The following is a 16415-nucleotide window of genomic DNA, read 5'->3' as shown; positions in this document are numbered from 1 at the left end:
ACACGCGACGCGCTTTAAATCAGGAATGGATTGCTCCGGCGCTCCTCGCCGAAGCGGCCGCCGGGACCATGGCCGCAGATGAAGCCGATGTCGTCGCCGAGCGGCAAGAGCTTGTCCTTGATCGAGGCGATCAGCGCGGCGTGGTCGCCGCCCGGCAGGTCGGTGCGCCCGACCGAGCCGCGGAACAACACGTCGCCGACATGTGCGAACCTCGCAGCACGATTGTAGTAGACGACATGGCCGGGCGCGTGGCCGGGGCAATGAAGGACCTCGAACGCGTGCTGGCCGAACGAGACGGTATCGCCTTCGCTGAGAAAGCGGTCGGGCACGCAGTTGCGCACCGGATCGGCGATGCCGTAGTGTCTCGCCTGGTTCTCGAGTTTGGCAAGCAACGGACGATCGGCCTCATGCGGGCCGATGATCTCGATGCCGAGCGCCTCCTTCAGCTCCATGGCGCCGCCGGCGTGGTCGATATGACCATGCGTGATCCAGATTGCACCGGCGTTGATCGCATTGTCCTTGAGCACTGCCAGCACCTTGTCGATGTCGCCGCCCGGATCGACGACAACGCCTTGTCTGTCGTCCATGTCGAAGAGGATGGTGCAGTTTTGCTGGAACGCCGTGACCGGCACGATACCGGCATTGAGCTGACCCATGATCGTCCTTTCGCTGTGTCGGCCCTGATGTAGAGACACATGTAAACGGCGTCCACCGCTGCCACGCACAAAAATGGGCGGCCGAAGCCGCCCATGCGAAAAGCCCGAAACCGCCAGGCTTACTTCTTCATCGCATTCATGACCGCGCCGATGATGGCCGTCAGAATGGCGCCACCACCGGCACCGCCGACGATGTTCTGCACATTCAGCGCGCTGCCCAATCCGCTCGTTGCCGCTGCGGCTGCAGCCGGATCGATCGTACCACCGCCGAGCAGGCTGCCGAGGATGGCCGCACCGCCGACGCCGCCAAGCGCGCCGCCCAGGATTTTGGTAAGCTGCCCCATTGCCGCTGTCTTGAGCGCCGCGCCCACCGCCTGGCCACCGATGATACCCGTAATCACCTGAACAATGATCGGAAGAAGCGTGTTCATGTCCATATTACCAGTCCCTCCATAGCTGCCAGCCTCCCGGGCCGACAGCATCATGAGACGCCGAATTGGACGAAAGTCAAATGCAGAACTGCTTAAATAAAAGGGGCGGCTCGAAAACCGCCCCTACTTATTAAAAAAGCTGTGACTTTCGTTATTCTGCGGCGATCGCATGCTTGGGTTGAACGGCTGCAGAATAGTCGTTCATCAGAGTCTTGGCGATTTCACCCACCTCGAATCGGTATGGACCGATCTCTGAAACGGGCGTCACCTCGGCCGCCGTTCCGGTGAGGAAGCACTGCTGGAAGCCTTCGAGCTCTTCCGGCATGATGGTGCGCTCGATCACCTCGAAGCCGCGATCCTTGGCAAGGCCGATCACCGTACGGCGGGTGATCCCGTCGAGGAAGCAATCGGGGGTGGGTGTGTGGATCTTGCCATCCTTGACGAAGAAGATATTGGCGCCGGTCGCTTCCGCAACCTGGCCGCGCCAGTCGAGCATCATGGCGTCGGCATAGCCTTTGGCTTCGGCGGCATGCTTGGACATGGTGCAGATCATGTAGAGGCCGGCAGCCTTCGATTTCGACGGCGCGGTGCGCGGATCGGGGCGGCGCCATTCGGCCAGATCGAGACGGATGCCCTTCAGCTTCTGTGCCGGATCGAAATAGCTCGGCCACTGCCAGATGGCGATGGCGCAGTTGATCCTGCTGTTTTGCGCCGAAACCCCCATTTGTTCGCTGCCGCGCCAGGCGATCGGCCGGACATAGGCATCCTGGAAACCCTGCTTTTTCAACAGCGTGCGGCAGGCGTCGTCGATCTCGGCAACCGAATAGGGAATCTTGAAGCCGAGGAGGCGTGCCGATTCGTGCAGGCGCTCGCTGTGGTCGGTCAGCTTGAAAATCTCGCCGCCATAGGCGCGCTCGCCCTCGAACACCGCGCTGGCGTAGTGCAGGCCATGGGTCAGCACGTGGATCTTGGCGTCGGCCCATTTGACGAACTCGCCGTTCATCCAGATAAAGCCGTCCATTTGGTCAAAGGGAACGGATGCCATGGTAACCTCCCGCGGGCGGCCGCCCGCACATTATTGTGTCGTTGCGTGTTTCATGTCAGCCGCACCGGGCGGCCGGTATCTCGAAGCGTAGGCGGATATATAAGGTCTGGCAAACACAGGAAGTTCCGGAAAAACGGCTTTCCCTTGCCTTTTCGTTCGCAATCCGCCGAAAAGCTTGTCAAAAATTACCATTGCCGGGAAATTACGTCAATAGTACTGACATAATTTCCCTTTCGCACGGAGAAAAGATGACGGATCGCAGCCACCCAGCCGGAAAACCGATCAGGACGGCGATCACCGACGAGGACGGCATCGACTTTGCCATCATCGAATTGTTCTTCTTCGCCTATCGCGATTTTACCTCCGATCCGGACCAGATCCTGTCCGACTACGGCTTCGGCCGCGCCCATCACCGGGTTCTGCATTTCGTCAATCGCAGGCCGGGCCTGACGGTCGCCGAACTCCTCGACGTGCTGAAGATCACCAAGCAGAGCCTGGCGCGCGTGCTCAAGCAACTGATCGACACCGACCACATCGTCCAGTTGCAGGGTCCGCGCGACCGCCGCCAGCGCGAGCTCTATCCGACAGCCAAGGGCCGCGCCCTGGCACTGGCGCTGGCACGGCCACAGTCACGCCGCATCCATGCTGCATTGGAAGATTCCGGAGCCACCGAACGCGCCTTGATCGAGCGCTTCCTGGAAGCGATGGTCAATCCGGAACTAAGGGCGCAGATCGACATTGTGCCCGCAAAAACGTCAGGGAAAAGCCATGGAGACCATTGAAAGGGTTGATCGACCGGCAGCACCGGACGACGACGCGCCGCATCTGCTGGTGATTGATGACGATACCCGTATCCGCAATCTTCTCAAACAATATCTGACCGAAAACGGCTTTCGCGTCACCGTTGCCGGAAATTCCGGCGAAGCGCGGCGCAAGCTCGCCGGCCTCGATTTCGACCTGCTCGTGCTCGATATCATGATGCCGGGCGAAACCGGCGTCGATCTCGCCAAGGCGCTGCGGGCAAGCAAGAACGTGCCGATCCTGATGCTTACCGCGCTCTCCGAGACCGACAGCCGGATCACCGGGCTCGAGGCCGGCGCCGACGACTATTTGCCGAAGCCTTTCGATCCCCGCGAATTGATCCTGCGCATCAACAACATCCTGCGCCGCGGCGGTCCGGCAACGACGCCCAAGGTCGAGCAACTGGTCTTCGGCCCCTACACGTTCCAGATCGCCAGGCGGGAGCTCAAGCGCGGCGGCGAGGCTCTGAAGCTGACCGACCGCGAGCAGGAGATCCTGGCGATCTTCGCGGCGCGGGCCGGCGAAACGATACCGCGCCATGAGCTTGTCGGCGACGAGTCCGAAGTCGGCGAACGCACCATCGACGTCCAGATCAACAGGCTGCGCCGCAAGATCGAGCGCGATCCGTCCAATCCGGTCTGGCTGCAGACCGTGCGCGGTATTGGGTATCGGCTCAGCGTGGAATAGACTGCCGCCCGCAGCCCCTTGTTGACTGGCTGCAGATGAGCAAAAAGGGCGTATGGCAACCACGCAACTGGAACGGCCGGGAGATCGCGGCTTGAGCGCTCGCGCCACGCGGGCGCTCAAGGCGGTGCCGCTTGCCTGGAAACGGTTCTGGCGCCTCGTTTCGCTTTACATGCCGAAGCGGCTCTATGCCCGCTCGCTGATCATCGTCATCGCACCGATGATCCTGCTGCAATCGGTCCTCGCCTTTGTTTTCATGGAACGCCACTGGCAGACCGTGACGCAGCGCCTGTCGCAGGCCACGGTCCGTGACATTGCCGCCATCGTCGACCTGGTCGAAACCTATCCGAACGACGCCGACTACGCCAACATCATCCGCATCGCACAGGACCGCATGCAGCTGAAGATCGACTTGCTTCCGCCCGATCCGCTGCCGGCGCCCGGTCCAAAGCCGTTCTTCTCGATCCTCGACGAGATTCTCTCGTCCGAGATCACCCATCAGATCAACCGTCCGTTCTGGATCGATACGGTCGGCAATTCCAATATCATCGAGGTCCGCGTGCAGCTCGAAGGCAAGGTGCTGCGCGCCTTCGTGCGCCGCAGTCAGGCCTATGCCTCGAACACGCATATTTTCCTGATCTGGATGGTCGGCACCTCGCTGGTGCTGCTGATGATCGCCATCCCGTTCCTGCGCAACCAGATCCGGCCGATCCTGACGTTGGCCGAGGCCGCCGAAAGTTTTGGCAAGGGCCGGCCGATGCCGCTCGATTTTCGTCCGCGCGGCGCCGAGGAGGTTCGCCGCGCCGGCTTTGCTTTCATCCAGATGCGCGAACGCATCGAACGCCAGCTCGAACAGCGCACCGCCATGCTGAGCGGCGTCAGTCACGATTTGAGGACCATTCTCACCCGCTTCAAGCTGCAGCTTGCGCTGACCGGGACCAAGGCCGACACCGAGGCGCTTGGTCAGGACATCGATGACATGCAGTCCATGCTGGAAGGCTATCTCGCCTTTGCCCGCGGCGAGGCGACGGAAGACGCCGGCCGTTTCAATCTTCAAGCCTATTTCGACAAGCTCGGCGAGGAGGCCACGCTGCGCAAGCGCAAACTGTCGACCGCGCTCGCCGGTGATCCAAATGTGCATGTGCGGCCCCACGCTTTTGCCCGGCTGTTATCCAATGTCGTCGGCAACGCCTTCCGTTATGCCAAGACGGTTGAGATCAACGCCAACCACGGCCGCGGCTCGCTGCTCGTCACCATCGACGACGACGGTCCGGGCATTCCACCCGAAAAGCGCGAGGAGGTGTTCAAGCCTTTCGTGCGGCTTGACGAGGCCCGCAACCTCGACGCCAGCGGCACTGGCCTTGGCCTTGCCATCGCACGCGACATCGCCCGCAGCCATGGCGGCGACATCATGCTCGACAAGAGCCCGCTCGGCGGCTTGCGCGCAGTCATCAAGGTTCCCGCCTGATTAGAGCGACGTGCGTCCAATTGGACGCACAAAGTACGCTCTACACTATCGGATTCGATTTTCGGGCCGATGCGCATGGTTGTAGACGGCCATCGGCTATGCCTTCATCGGCCCGTCATGAAACCATGCTGAAGAGCGCGCATGAAGCGCGTGATCCTGATTGATTCGGCCTTGCGGCCCCGCATCAAGGAAACCGACGACCTTTCAAGCAAAGGGCTGCTATGCGCATCCTGATGGTCACCGACGCTTGGCGCCCGCAAGTCAACGGCGTCGTCCACACGCTGGAACGGCTTTCGGAAACCCTGAAATCCCTCGGCGTCGAGACGGACTTCCTGACCCCGAACATCTTTCGCACCTTGCCCATGCCGACCTATCCGGACATCCGGCTGGCGCTGACGACGCCAGGCCACATCGCGCGCCTGATCGAAGCGCGCAATGCCGATCATATCCATATCGTCACCGAAGGTCCGCTCGGCATCATGGCGCGGCGCTATTGCCGCAGAACAGGCCGGCCGTTCACGACAAGCTACCACACGCGTTTTCCGGAATATCTGAGCGCGCGGCTGCCGATACCGGAAGCCTGGGCCTATCGCTGGCTTCGCGATTTCCACAATTCCGGACAGGGCACTCTGGTCGCCACCCAGTCGCTGGCGGACGATTTGTCGGCGCGCGGCTTCACCAAGCTGAGACCATGGACGCGCGGCGTCGACACCGACCATTTCCGGCCGGACAAGAAGAAGGATCTGGGACTCCAGCGACCGATCTTCCTCTGTGCCGGCCGCGTCGCGATCGAAAAGAACCTGGCCGCCTTCCTCGATCTGGATTTGCCCGGCAGCAAGGTGATCGTCGGCGAGGGGCCGGAGTTGGCCAGGCTCAAGGCCAGATACCCCGATGCCCATTTCCTTGGCCACCGCCCGAACGACGAACTGGCCGAAATCTACGCCTCGGCCGATGTCTTCGTCTTCCCCAGCCGCACCGACACGTTCGGCAATGTCATCATCGAGGCGCTAGCCAGCGGCACGCCGGTCGCAGCCTATCCGGTGACGGGACCAATCGACATTGTCGGCGACGGCGTCGGCGGAGCTGTGTCGAACGATTTGCGTGAGGCCGCGCTCGCCGCGCTCCACGTCGATCGCGCCGAGGCGCGCCAACGGGCGATGCGCTATAGCTGGAAAGCCTGCGCGGAGATGTTCCTGGAAACGGTTGGAGAGGCGCTGGGCACCCAGCGAAAACTGACACCAACTTTCGTCATCCACGGGCGAAGCGGCGGCGAAACCGACGCGCAGACCCGAGGATCCATTCCGTGACCTGCGAGCGGCCCTTCGGTGAAGAACCTGTTGGGTTGAGGCGGCGGCGAGCCGCACTTGCTCCACAGGAGCGGCCAAGGAAAGAACAACGCGATTCTGGACCGTCCTATTCTTCGACCACTGCTACGGCATGGATCCTCGGGTCTGCGCGTCCGCTTCGCTCCCGCTCCGCCCGTGGATGACGAAGCTAGAACAACCTGCCGCCGTCAGGCACCCTGCGTTCGATTGCGCCGAGGACGACAGCACCCTCCTCGTCGGGAAAGCCAAGCGTCAGCACTTCCGACATGAAGGGTCCGATCTGCCGCGGCGGAAAATTGACCACCGCGAACACCTGCCGGCCGATCAGCGTTTCCGGCGCATAATATTTGGTGATCTGCGCCGATGATTTCTTCACCCCGATGTCAGGGCCGAAATCGATCTTCAGCTTGATCGACGGCTTGCGCGCCTCGGGAAACGGTTCGGCCTCGACGATGGTGCCGGCGCGGATATCGACACGGTCGAAATCGGCGAAGCTGATCTCGGGCTTGCGCTGGCTGCTCGAACTCATTGAGGACCTGGCTCAGGCGTTTCCGTAGGTCTCGAACAGGACGCCGGCCAGCGCATCCTTGGCCGAGGTTCCCGACCAGACAACGAACTGGAACGCCTGGAAATAGCATTCGCAGGCTTCCAGCGCCGACGACAACAGCACCTCGACCTGCTGGCTCGACGGCTCGACCCCGCCGGCGAGCAGCAGCGACTGGCGGAACATGATCGCGCCTTCCTGTTCCCAGAGGTCGAAATGGCCGAACAGCATCTGCTCGTTGATCAGCGAAAGCAGCCGCATCACTTCGAGCGCGCGCGCCTCCGGCACCTTGATGTCGAAAGCGCAGGCCAGATGCAGCGCCTCGAAATCCTCCATCCAGGAAAATGAGACGTGGTAGTCGGTCCAGCTTCCGGCAACCGAAATCGAAATCTCGTCGTCGCCGGCCCGTTCGAAGGACCAGTCGTTGTTGTGCGCCACCTGCTCGATAACATCCACCGGATGGATTTCGCGCGAGAATTCGAGTTCGAGAAGTTCCATGGAATGCTTCCTGTCGTTCTGGGAGCGGAGCGCCACCACACGCTCCGCGGGAGAGGCACACACAACGAACAATCTTGTCTAGAACTCGGACGGCCGGGACTTCGTCAACGCAAAGACCCCAGACCGGACCCCACCGCCCGGCGCATGACCCTGCTCCGAATCATGCAACAAATTCAGTCTATTGATCGGGAGTCGCGTGACCAGCCCAATTTTTCGCACTGCGTCATTCGCATGTGGAAAGCCGCTGTCACAAAGATTCACGCAATGCCGGTAAGCGATTCACGACAAAGCGCTTTTTGCGATTGTGCTTTGTGGAAAAGTTTAACGATTATTTTTTTGATCTGGGCTTTGTCGCAGCCGCAGGTGCGGTCTGCCCTGTCAATTCGGCGAGCTTCGCCTCGAGCGCTTCGAGGCGCGTCGCGAGACGGGTATTTTCTTCCCTGGCTTTTACCGCCATATCGCGGGCAGCTTCGAATTCTTCGCGCTGCACCAGGTCCATCGAGTTGAGAACTCGCTCGGCCTGCCCCTTGAAGGCGGTTTCCACTTCGCGGCGCACGCCTTGCGCGGCACCCGCAGCGTCGGTCATCAGCTTGGCGAATTCATCGAGAATGCGATTCGGTCCGGTCGACATGGCAAATCCTCGCTTGCTCGATTTGACGTAGTGGCGCGCGACGCGGAATGCAAGCATCCACGTCGCCTTGACCCCGTCAAAACCCTGCCGCATGGTCCGCGCCCGAACGTGATCGCAACCAGGAGATCCTGTTGAGCGAATATCTTATGCTGCCGCTGGCCGCCCTGCCCTTCCCCAACATCGACCCGGTCATCGTCCAGATCGGACCGCTGGCGGTGCACTGGTATGGCGTCGGCTACATCGTCGGCATTCTCTTTGCCTGGTGGTATGCCAAGCGGCTCGTCACCAATGCGAGGCTCTGGCCCGACGGCACCGTGCCAATGAAGCCCGAGGACCTCGACGACTTCATCGTCTGGGCGGCCATCGGTGTGGTGCTTGGCGGGCGCACCGGCTACGTGCTGTTCTACGACCTGCCGCGCTACATCGCCCATCCGCTCGATATCGTTGCCGTCTGGCAGGGCGGCATGTCGTTCCATGGCGGGATGCTGGGCGTCATTCTCGCCATGACGCTGTTTTCCTGGTCGCGCGGCATCCGCACATGGTCGCTGTTCGATGTGGTGGCGGCTGGCGTGCCGGTCGGCCTTGGCCTTGTCCGCATGGCGAATTTCATCAACTCCGAACTCTGGGGCCGGCCGACCGACGTACCATGGGCGGTCGAATTCCCCAATGGCGGGCCATTTGCGCGCCATCCGAGCCAGATCTACGAGGCGCTGCTCGAAGGCCTGGTGCTGTTCCTGGTCCTGCGCTTCCTCACCCATTCCAGGCTCAAGCTGAAGACGCCGCGCTTCGTCGGCGGCGCCTTCATCGCCGGCTACGGTCTCTCGCGCATCTTCGTCGAATTCTTCCGCGAGCCCGACCAGCAGCTCGGCTATCTCCTCGGCACCGGCTGGCTGACCATGGGCATGGTGCTGTCGCTGCCGATGCTGCTGGCCGGCATCTGGGCGATGGCGACGGCAAAGCCGGTAACACAGCCACAGCCGGTATGACCCGACTAAAAACCCGCATCGTCAAGCTGATCGCTGCGGCGGGGCCGATCCCCGTCAACCAATACATGGCGCTTTGCCTGTTCGACCCGCAGGACGGCTACTATACGACGCGCGAGCCGTTCGGGGCTGCCGGCGACTTCGTCACCGCGCCGGAGATCAGCCAGATGTTCGGCGAGCTGATCGCTGTCTGGCTCTATGAAGCCTGGCTAGTGACCGGCCGGCCGATGCCGGTCACCATCGCCGAGATCGGCCCCGGCCGCGGCACGCTGATGAAGGACATGCTGCGCACGCTTTCGCGGCTCGATCCGGCGCTGACCGCCGGCGCATCGTTCGCCATGATCGAGACCAGCCCAAGACTGGCAGATGTCCAAAGGCAAACACTTGCCGCCACGCCGGCCACGATCGGCTGGCACGAAAGCATCGATACGCTGCCGCAGACCCCGCTTTTCATCGTCGGCAACGAATTGTTCGACGCAGTGCCGATCCGCCAGTTCGTCCGCGCCGGAACAGGCTGGCGCGAACGGATGATCGGCCTCGATAGCGCCGACGAATTGCACTTCTTCGCCGGCGCCAGCTCGGTCGATCCAACGCTGTTGCCGAACGATGCCGAAAACGCCCCACAGGGCGCGATCGTCGAGGTCGCGCCGGCCCGAGCCGCGCTGATGGCGAGCATCGCCGAGCGATTGGCCGGGCTCGGTGGCGCCGGCCTGTTCCTCGACTATGGCTACCTCCAGCCAGGGATCGGCGACACGTTGCAGGCCTTGCGCAAGCACGATCACGAAGATGTGCTGGCCAATCCGGGCGAAGCCGATCTCACCGCCCATGTCGATTTCGCCGCCCTTGCCGCAATTGTGCGGGCACACGGCCTCGATGCCCATCTCTCCACGCAAGGCGAATTCCTGGTGGAAATGGGCCTTCTCGAACGCGCCGGCCAGCTCGGCGCCAACGCCAATGAGGCGGCTCGCGAAAAGATTGCAGGCGAGGTCGAACGCCTCGCCGGCCCGCAAGCCATGGGCGACCTGTTCAAGGTGCTTGCCGTCCTGCCTGCCGGCATCGCCGTTCCGCCCTTTGCAACGGCGGATTGACTTTTCACTGCCGCCTCTCCCACTCTCCCTATTTCCGACTGTCGCCGATCTATGGAGTGTAGCTCATCTGTGGACTGTCGCGATCTTTGGACTGTCGCTTGACGAAATCGCCCACACGGACAACAACGCCGCCATGCTGAATCAGACCAAGCCGGATCCCGTTCGGTCGCCCTTGCTGGAAAAGGCGCGGGCGCAAGGCATTCGCCACGGCTATTTCACCCGCATCGGCGGCGTCTCCAGCGGCATCTATCGGGGCCTCAACATCGGCACCGGCTCAAGCGACGACCAGACGCAAGTAGCCGAGAACCGCCGCCGCGTCGCCGACTGGATGGGCGTGCCATCAAGCCATCTCTTGACCGCCCACCAAATCCATTCGCCCGACGTCGTCATCGCCAGGGAGCCCTTTTCCGGCGAGCGGCCGAAGGCCGACGCTGTCGTCACTGACCGGCCGGGCATCGCCGTCGGCGCCTCGACCGCCGATTGCGGACCGGTGCTGTTCGCCGATGCCGAAGCACGTATCATCGGCGCAACCCATGCCGGCTGGAAGGGCGCTTTGTCAGGCGTGCTGGAAAACACCATTGCGGCTATGGAAGGCCTCGGCGCCCGGCGCGAGCGCATCGTTGCGGTTCTTGGTCCTTCCATCGGCCCAGAAAAATACGAGGTAGGACCGGAATTCGTCGCCCGCTTCATCGAGGCCGACGCCGACAATATCCGCTATTTCGCGCCTTCCGCGAAACCAGGGCACGCGATGTTCGACCTCAACCTCTATACGGTCGATCGGCTTACCCGGACCGGCGTGGTCGCCGACGGGCTCGGCCGCTGCACCTATGCCGAGGAGGATCTGTTCTATTCCTACCGGCGCAGCACGCATCGCAAGGAGCCGGATTACGGGCGGCAGATTTCGGCAATCGTTTTGGAGACAGAATAATGGCGCTGCATTTCGAACGGTCGGAATTTGACGCGCGGCGCGATCGGCTGATGATCGAGATCGCCGAGAAGAAACTCGATGCCGTCCTGCTGTTTGCTCAGGAGAGCATGTACTGGCTGACCGGCTACGATACTTTCGGCTTCTGCTTCTTCCAGTGCCTGGTGGTGAAGGCAGACGGTTCGATGATCCTGCTCACGCGCTCGGCCGATCTGCGCCAGGCGCGCCACACCTCGATCATCGACAACATCGTGCTGTGGACCGATCGCGACGGTGCCAATCCGGCGATCGACCTGCGCAATTTGCTCAACGATCTCGACCTGCTCGGCGCCCGCATCGGCGTCGAATACGACACCCACGGCTTGACCGCCTACAATGGCCGGCGCCTGGACGAGCAATTGCAGACCTTTGGCCAGATCGCCGACGCTTCCGGCATCGTCAACCGGCTGCGCCTGTTCAAGAGCCCGGCCGAAGTCGCCAAGGTGGAAAAGGCCGCAAATCTCGCCGACGACGCGCTGGACGCGGCCCTGCCGCTGATCAAGCAGGGTGGCGACGAAGCCTTGATCCTTGCCGCCATGCAGGGCGCGATCTTTGCCGGCGGCGGCGATTATCCGGCCAACGAGTTCATCATCGGCTCTGGCGTGGACGCGCTGCTTTGCCGTTACAAGGCCGGCCGTCGCAAGCTGGGCAAGAACGACCAGCTGACGCTCGAATGGGCCGGCGTCTTCCACCACTACCATGCGGCGATGATGCGCACGGTGCTGACCGGCAAAGTGTCGAAGCGTCACCAGGAACTGTTCGATGCTGCGCGCGCCGCACTTCTGGCGGTCGAAAAGGCGATGACGCCCGGAAATACCTTCGGCGATGTGTTTGACGCGCATGCCCGCACGCTCGAGGCGCACAACTTGACCAAACACCGGCTCAACGCCTGCGGCTATTCGCTCGGCGCCCGCTTCACCCCATCATGGATGGACATGCCGATGTTCTATCAGGGCAATCCGGAACCCATTGCGCCAAACATGACGCTGTTCGCCCACATGATCATCATGGACTCCGAAACCGAGACGGCAATGACGCTCGGCCGCACCTATCTGACGACTGAATCGCAGCCGAAACCGCTGTCCCGCCATGATCTCGACTTGATTGTGCAATGAATCCATAATGGTACGGATGCAAAGGGCGTTCATCGCCAGGGAGTTTTGAGGGAATGAGGCGATCGCACGTGACGACCGTGTCATTGCTCGCGGCGCTGGCGCTGGCCGCCTGCACCAACGCGAAGGACGTTCTCGAACCCTCGGCCATCGCCCCGCAGTCGCCAACGGCCGGAACCGGCACGGCTGCAACGCCCACCACACCTGCAACGACCGCGCAGTCTTCCGCAGCAACAGAGCCTCCCGCCCCTGCGCAGCCTGCAACCACGACCGCGCCGCCCGCAAAGAGCGCCGCCGTCATCGCACGAACCCGACTGCAGGTAGCGCCGATCGTCGGCGCCTCGGTGGAAGCCGCGACACCGCTGACCGCGGCGCTTCAAACGCGAGCCAAGCAGCGCGGCATCACCTTGGCAGGCAGCGCCGGCCAGACCCCGACGCATGTGCTGAAAGGCTATTTCTCAACGATGTCGGAAGGCAAGGATACCACCGTTATCTATGTCTGGGACGTCTATGACCCGGCAGGCAACCGGCTGCATCGCATCAACGGTCAGCAGAAGGCGCCCTCGGTCAATGATGGCGAAGGCTGGGCTGCTGTCGCGCCGGAGACCATGCAGGCGATCGCCGATCAGACGATCGACCAGTTCGCCACATGGCTTGGCGGCCAAGCGGGCTGACCGGCGGGCCGACATGTTGCCGGCTTCCCTCGCCGTCGACGTTTATTGAGATTAGCCGGCGGATTCCCGATCACGACGCTTGCAATACCGGCACGGGCCGCTAAAAGCCCCGACTAAGGGGCTCAAGAGAGTCTGCCAGAGTCTCCATCCTTCACCAGGAACGGTGCATGAAGCTTTTCGCGGGCAATTCCAACAGGGTGCTGGCCGAAGCGGTCGCCCGCTATCTCAACATCCCGCTGGGCAAAGCCAGCGTCAGGCGCTTCGCCGATCAGGAAATCTTCGTCGAGATCCAGGAGAATGTGCGCGGCGAGGATGTCTTCGTCCTGCAGTCCACCTCGTTCCCGACCAACGATCACCTGATGGAACTGCTCATCATGATCGATGCCTTCATGCGCTCGTCGGCCAAGCGCATCACCGCGGTCATTCCCTATTTCGGCTATGCCAGGCAGGACCGCCGCGCCTCGGGCCGCACGCCGATCTCGGCCAAGCTGGTCGCCAACATGATCACGCGCGCGGGCGTCGATCGTGTCTTGACGCTGGATCTCCATGCCGGCCAGATCCAGGGCTTTTTCGACATCCCGACCGACAATCTCTTCTCGGTGCCGGTCATGGCCCGCGACGTGAAGGCGAAATACAAGAAGCTTGCCAATGTCATGGTCGTGTCGCCGGATGTCGGGGGCGTGGTCCGCGCCCGCGCGCTCGCCAAGCGCATCGATGCCCAGCTTGCCATCGTCGACAAGCGTCGCGAGCGCCCCGGTGAATCGGAAGTCATGAACGTCATCGGCGACGTGCGCGGCAAGGATTGCCTGCTGATCGACGACATCATCGATTCGGGCGGTACCTTGTGCAATGCGGCCGATGCACTGCTTGCCGCCGGCGCCACCAGCGTCACCGCCTACACCACCCATGGCGTTTTGTCGGGCGGCGCCATCGCCCGCATCGGCGCCTCGAAACTGCAGGAACTGGTCATCACTGATTCCATCCAGCCGACCCAGGCGGTGCTCGACGCCAGCAACATCCGCGTCATCTCCATCGCCGACCTGATGGGTGAGGCGATCTCGCGCACCGCGACCGAAGAATCGGTGTCGAGCCTGTTCGACTGAAATCTGCCAGCCTACAGCGCCGCGCGTCCAGCGGACGCGCAAAGGACGCTGTAGCACTTTGATTTTGCGCACGATCCTTTCCGAACCGAAGGTTCGGGGTCATGCGCTATCCGTTCGTCGACACCCTGATGTTGTCCCTTGACCCGCGCATATAGCCGCGCGGCGACGCTCCCAGCATGCGCTTGAACATGGTGATAAAGGCCGGCACGCTGTCATAGCCGAGGTCGAGCGCCACCCTTGTGATCGGCTCGCCGTCGGCCAGCCTCGGCAAGGCCGCGAACAGACAGGCCTGCTGGCGCCATGTCGACAGCGACAATCCGGTCTGGCGATGAAAGGCACGGGTGAAGGAACGGCGGCTCATGCCGACGATATCGGCCCATTCGTCGATTGTCGCGTGCGGCGAGGGTGCTGCGACGAAGCGCCGGCAGAGTGCCGCAAGCCTTGGATCTGAAGGAAAAGGCAGGCCGAGCGGCCGTTCCGGCAGGTTCGGGATTTCATGCAGCAGGAGGCTCATGATCAGCCCGCCGCGCCCCTCCAACTCGGCGCCCTGCGGCAGCTTTTCCGATTCCACGATCAGGCTGTGCATCAGATCTGTAATGCCGACGACGCGCAGTCCATGCGGCAGCCCCGCAATGGCGTCCGGCATCACATAGACCGAGCGCATGCTGACGTCGCCAAGCATCTCGACGGAATGCTCGGTGCCGGCAGGAATCCACATGGCATGATCGGGAGGCACCATCCAGCGCCCATGCCGCGTCGTAACCAGCACGACGCCGACAAGCGCATGCAGCAATTGACTGCGACTGTGACGGTGCTGCGGCACAAGGTAGCCGTCGGGATATTCGGTCGGCAGGGCCACCGCCGGCCCGACGGCCTGCTCCAGCCACTGCCAGCGGCGCTGATGCAACTGCCCGAGATCGGTGAACTGGCCGAGATCGGTGTCGCCCGCTTTGAAGATTTCGTTGCCATGCGGCATTGGGTATTGGCCCACTCGCGAAACTATTGGACCAAACCACGAAAGAAGTCGCCCGGCAAGTGACTTATAAGGCAGCGGGGCCATAAGGGCCGCCTGCGGGAGCGTCCGCCAAAAAGACCATGGAGCCTGCCTTGACCGATACGACAGCTACCACCGCCACGCCGGCGACGGCCAGCCACACTTCGGCGCAAGCGACGGCCTTCACCGTCATCCTTGCGGTGAGCTTCTGCCATTGTGTCAACGACGTCATGCAGTCGCTGCTGTCGGCCATCTATCCGCTGCTGAAGGGCAATTACGGTCTCGATTTCTGGCAGATCGGTCTATTGACCTTCACCTTCCAGGTGACGGCGTCATTGCTGCAGCCGCTGATTGGCATGGTCACCGACAAGCGGCCGATGCCCTATTCGCTGCCCTATGGCATGGCGTCCTCGCTGATCGGCCTGATCGTGCTGGCCTATGCCGGACACTATTGGCTGCTGCTGATCGGCGCGTCGCTGATTGGCATCGGCTCGGCGATCTTCCACCCGGAATCCTCCCGCATCGCCCGCTTCGCTTCGGGCGGCAGGTTCGGCCTGGCGCAATCGCTGTTCCAGGTCGGCGGCAATCTCGGCCAGGCCATCGGGCCGCTGCTGGCCGCCTTCATCGTCGTGCCCTTCGGCCAGACCAGCATAGCCTGGTTTGCCGCCGGCTCGCTGATCGGCATCCTCGTACTGTGGCGGGTCGGCGGCTGGTACAGCCGCCTGCGCGCCTCGCTCGCCAACCGCAAGGCGGCCGGCTTCGTCTCGCCCTTCCCGCGCCGCAAGGTGATGGGCGCGCTGGCGGTGCTGACCTTGCTGGTGCTGACCAAGAACGCCTACATGGCCAGCCTCGCCAGCTACTACACCTTCTACGCCATCGATAAATTCGGCGTTTCGGTGCAGATGTCGCAAGTCATGCTGTTCCTGTTCCTGGGCGCCTCGGCGCTGGGCATCCTACTCGGCGGCCCGTTCGGCGACCGCTACGGACACAAGGCGATGATCTGGTTCTCTATCGTCGGCGTGCTGCCCTTTACGCTGGCCCTGCCCTACGCCAATTTCGAATGGACGATGATCCTGACCGTGCTGATCGGCCTGATCCTGTCCTCGGCCTTCTCGAACATCGTCGTCTTCGCCCAGGAGCTGGTGCCCGGCCGGGTTGGCATGATCGCCGGCATCTTCTTCGGCTTCGCCTTCGGCATGGGCGGCATCGCCGCCGCCGTGCTCGGCGTCGTCGCCGACATGAAAGGCATCGACTTCGTCTTTCAGATCTGTTCCTACCTGCCGTTGCTCGGGCTGCTGACGGTTTTCCTTCCCAACATGAGGCAAGCCAGGAAGATCGATGAAGAGACCACGATCGGTGAAGCTTGAGTTGGATTTCGGCCTTAAGCTACGCTGTCATTGCTCTCAGGAGCAGC

Annotated in this window: 18 protein-coding genes; 11 read left to right on the top strand and 7 right to left on the bottom strand. The window is 62.4% G+C overall.

The features are described from left to right. Window positions 1-14: 14 nt before the first annotated feature. The 3 genes from AC0NIE_RS12040 to AC0NIE_RS12030 form a co-directional block, all read right to left on the bottom strand. The gene (locus AC0NIE_RS12040) at window positions 15-656 is read right to left on the bottom strand and encodes an MBL fold metallo-hydrolase (RefSeq protein ID WP_473488736.1); all 642 of its coding nucleotides are present in this window, start codon (window positions 654-656) and stop codon (window positions 15-17) included. A 119-nt stretch (window positions 657-775) separates the two neighbouring features. Further along, window positions 776-1093: a hypothetical protein gene (locus tag AC0NIE_RS12035; protein WP_095491592.1), complete on the bottom strand. Its 318-nt coding sequence runs from the start codon at window positions 1091-1093 to the stop codon at window positions 776-778. Window positions 1094-1238: 145 nt separating this feature from the next. Further along, complete coding sequence (locus AC0NIE_RS12030) at window positions 1239-2132, bottom strand: branched-chain amino acid aminotransferase (RefSeq protein ID WP_029349987.1); 894 nt, start codon at window positions 2130-2132, stop codon at window positions 1239-1241. Window positions 2133-2380: 248 nt separating this feature from the next. On the opposite strand from AC0NIE_RS12030, the gene AC0NIE_RS12025 reads away from it, so the two are divergent. The 4 genes from AC0NIE_RS12025 to AC0NIE_RS12010 all read left to right on the top strand — a co-directional run bounded on the left by AC0NIE_RS12025 (window position 2381) and on the right by AC0NIE_RS12010 (window position 6392). Then, window positions 2381-2914: a MarR family winged helix-turn-helix transcriptional regulator gene (locus AC0NIE_RS12025; protein ID WP_031255243.1), complete on the top strand. Its 534-nt coding sequence runs from the start codon at window positions 2381-2383 to the stop codon at window positions 2912-2914. After that, window positions 2901-3620, top strand: coding sequence for a response regulator (locus AC0NIE_RS12020; protein WP_095491594.1), 720 nt, complete (start codon window positions 2901-2903; stop codon window positions 3618-3620). The genes AC0NIE_RS12025 and AC0NIE_RS12020 overlap by 14 nt, the downstream gene beginning before the upstream one ends. A 52-nt stretch (window positions 3621-3672) precedes the next feature. Next, entirely contained in the window at window positions 3673-5085 is a 1413-nt protein-coding gene (locus AC0NIE_RS12015; RefSeq protein ID WP_473488737.1) for an ATP-binding protein, read from the top strand. Window positions 5086-5306: 221 nt separating this feature from the next. After that, window positions 5307-6392 carry a glycosyltransferase family 4 protein gene (locus tag AC0NIE_RS12010; protein WP_473488738.1) on the top strand — a complete coding sequence of 362 codons (1086 nt, stop codon included), beginning with the start codon at window positions 5307-5309 and terminating at the stop codon, window positions 6390-6392. A gap of 187 nt (window positions 6393-6579) precedes the next feature. On the opposite strand, the gene AC0NIE_RS12005 is transcribed toward AC0NIE_RS12010, so the two are convergent. The 3 genes from AC0NIE_RS12005 to AC0NIE_RS11995 all read right to left on the bottom strand — a co-directional run bounded on the left by AC0NIE_RS12005 (window position 6580) and on the right by AC0NIE_RS11995 (window position 8083). Next, window positions 6580-6939 (bottom strand): tRNA-binding protein, encoded by a 360-nt coding sequence (locus AC0NIE_RS12005; protein ID WP_292180350.1) that lies wholly within the window; start codon window positions 6937-6939, stop codon window positions 6580-6582. A gap of 12 nt (window positions 6940-6951) precedes the next feature. Continuing rightward, complete coding sequence (locus AC0NIE_RS12000) at window positions 6952-7452, bottom strand: type III secretion system chaperone family protein (protein WP_006202532.1); 501 nt, start codon at window positions 7450-7452, stop codon at window positions 6952-6954. A gap of 328 nt (window positions 7453-7780) precedes the next feature. Further along, window positions 7781-8083 carry an accessory factor UbiK family protein gene (locus AC0NIE_RS11995; RefSeq protein ID WP_473488760.1) on the bottom strand — a complete coding sequence of 101 codons (303 nt, stop codon included), beginning with the start codon at window positions 8081-8083 and terminating at the stop codon, window positions 7781-7783. A 131-nt stretch (window positions 8084-8214) separates the two neighbouring features. Here AC0NIE_RS11995 and lgt point away from each other — a divergent pair, with 131 nt between their 5' ends. From lgt to AC0NIE_RS11965, 6 genes are all read left to right on the top strand, one after another. Continuing rightward, the gene (gene lgt / locus AC0NIE_RS11990) at window positions 8215-9069 is read left to right on the top strand and encodes a prolipoprotein diacylglyceryl transferase (RefSeq protein WP_473488739.1); all 855 of its coding nucleotides are present in this window, start codon (window positions 8215-8217) and stop codon (window positions 9067-9069) included. Continuing rightward, a complete protein-coding gene (locus tag AC0NIE_RS11985; protein WP_473488740.1) occupies window positions 9066-10154 on the top strand; it encodes a class I SAM-dependent methyltransferase in 1089 nt (362 codons plus the stop codon). The genes lgt and AC0NIE_RS11985 overlap by 4 nt, the downstream gene beginning before the upstream one ends. A gap of 133 nt (window positions 10155-10287) precedes the next feature. Continuing rightward, entirely contained in the window at window positions 10288-11082 is a 795-nt protein-coding gene (gene pgeF, locus AC0NIE_RS11980; protein ID WP_473488741.1) for a peptidoglycan editing factor PgeF, read from the top strand. Further along, window positions 11082-12233 (top strand): M24 family metallopeptidase, encoded by a 1152-nt coding sequence (locus AC0NIE_RS11975; protein WP_473488742.1) that lies wholly within the window; start codon window positions 11082-11084, stop codon window positions 12231-12233. Before pgeF ends, AC0NIE_RS11975 begins: the two co-directional genes overlap by 1 nt. Before the next feature lie 53 nt (window positions 12234-12286). Further along, window positions 12287-12904 (top strand): hypothetical protein, encoded by a 618-nt coding sequence (locus AC0NIE_RS11970; RefSeq protein ID WP_473488743.1) that lies wholly within the window; start codon window positions 12287-12289, stop codon window positions 12902-12904. 167 nt (window positions 12905-13071) lie between these two features. Further along, window positions 13072-14007, top strand: a complete 936-nt coding sequence (locus tag AC0NIE_RS11965) for a ribose-phosphate pyrophosphokinase (protein ID WP_123148470.1) — start codon at window positions 13072-13074, stop codon at window positions 14005-14007. A 106-nt stretch (window positions 14008-14113) separates the two neighbouring features. Here AC0NIE_RS11965 and AC0NIE_RS11960 read toward each other — a convergent pair whose 3' ends face one another. Beyond that, entirely contained in the window at window positions 14114-14983 is an 870-nt protein-coding gene (locus tag AC0NIE_RS11960) for an AraC family transcriptional regulator (protein ID WP_473488744.1), read from the bottom strand. Window positions 14984-15114: 131 nt separating this feature from the next. On the opposite strand from AC0NIE_RS11960, the gene AC0NIE_RS11955 reads away from it, so the two are divergent. Next, window positions 15115-16368 carry an MFS transporter gene (locus AC0NIE_RS11955; RefSeq protein ID WP_473488745.1) on the top strand — a complete coding sequence of 418 codons (1254 nt, stop codon included), beginning with the start codon at window positions 15115-15117 and terminating at the stop codon, window positions 16366-16368. The last annotated feature ends 47 nt before the right edge of the window (window positions 16369-16415 follow it).

Source organism: Mesorhizobium sp. WSM4842 (assembly GCF_055901575.1).
The sequence above is the reverse complement of the archived record's forward strand: the minus strand, read 5'-3'. Positions and strand labels throughout refer to the sequence as shown.

Excerpts from the sequence above, each read along its gene's own strand:
- AC0NIE_RS11985 (WP_473488740.1), top strand. The coding sequence starts at position 9,066 with ATGACCCGACTAAAAACCCGCATCGTCAAGCTGATCGCTGCGGCGGGG.
- AC0NIE_RS12005 (WP_292180350.1), bottom strand. The coding sequence starts at position 6,939 with ATGAGTTCGAGCAGCCAGCGCAAGCCCGAGATCAGCTTCGCCGATTTC.
- AC0NIE_RS11970 (WP_473488743.1), top strand. The coding sequence starts at position 12,287 with ATGAGGCGATCGCACGTGACGACCGTGTCATTGCTCGCGGCGCTGGCG.
- AC0NIE_RS12010 (WP_473488738.1), top strand. The coding sequence starts at position 5,307 with ATGCGCATCCTGATGGTCACCGACGCTTGGCGCCCGCAAGTCAACGGC.
- AC0NIE_RS12000 (WP_006202532.1), bottom strand. The coding sequence starts at position 7,452 with ATGGAACTTCTCGAACTCGAATTCTCGCGCGAAATCCATCCGGTGGAT.
- AC0NIE_RS11960 (WP_473488744.1), bottom strand. The coding sequence starts at position 14,983 with ATGCCGCATGGCAACGAAATCTTCAAAGCGGGCGACACCGATCTCGGC.
- AC0NIE_RS12035 (WP_095491592.1), bottom strand. The coding sequence starts at position 1,093 with ATGGACATGAACACGCTTCTTCCGATCATTGTTCAGGTGATTACGGGT.
- AC0NIE_RS12030 (WP_029349987.1), bottom strand. The coding sequence starts at position 2,132 with ATGGCATCCGTTCCCTTTGACCAAATGGACGGCTTTATCTGGATGAAC.
- AC0NIE_RS11995 (WP_473488760.1), bottom strand. The coding sequence starts at position 8,083 with ATGTCGACCGGACCGAATCGCATTCTCGATGAATTCGCCAAGCTGATG.
- AC0NIE_RS12020 (WP_095491594.1), top strand. The coding sequence starts at position 2,901 with ATGGAGACCATTGAAAGGGTTGATCGACCGGCAGCACCGGACGACGAC.
- AC0NIE_RS12025 (WP_031255243.1), top strand. The coding sequence starts at position 2,381 with ATGACGGATCGCAGCCACCCAGCCGGAAAACCGATCAGGACGGCGATC.
- AC0NIE_RS12040 (WP_473488736.1), bottom strand. The coding sequence starts at position 656 with ATGGGTCAGCTCAATGCCGGTATCGTGCCGGTCACGGCGTTCCAGCAA.
- pgeF (WP_473488741.1), top strand. The coding sequence starts at position 10,288 with ATGCTGAATCAGACCAAGCCGGATCCCGTTCGGTCGCCCTTGCTGGAA.
- AC0NIE_RS11965 (WP_123148470.1), top strand. The coding sequence starts at position 13,072 with ATGAAGCTTTTCGCGGGCAATTCCAACAGGGTGCTGGCCGAAGCGGTC.
- AC0NIE_RS12015 (WP_473488737.1), top strand. The coding sequence starts at position 3,673 with ATGGCAACCACGCAACTGGAACGGCCGGGAGATCGCGGCTTGAGCGCT.
- AC0NIE_RS11975 (WP_473488742.1), top strand. The coding sequence starts at position 11,082 with ATGGCGCTGCATTTCGAACGGTCGGAATTTGACGCGCGGCGCGATCGG.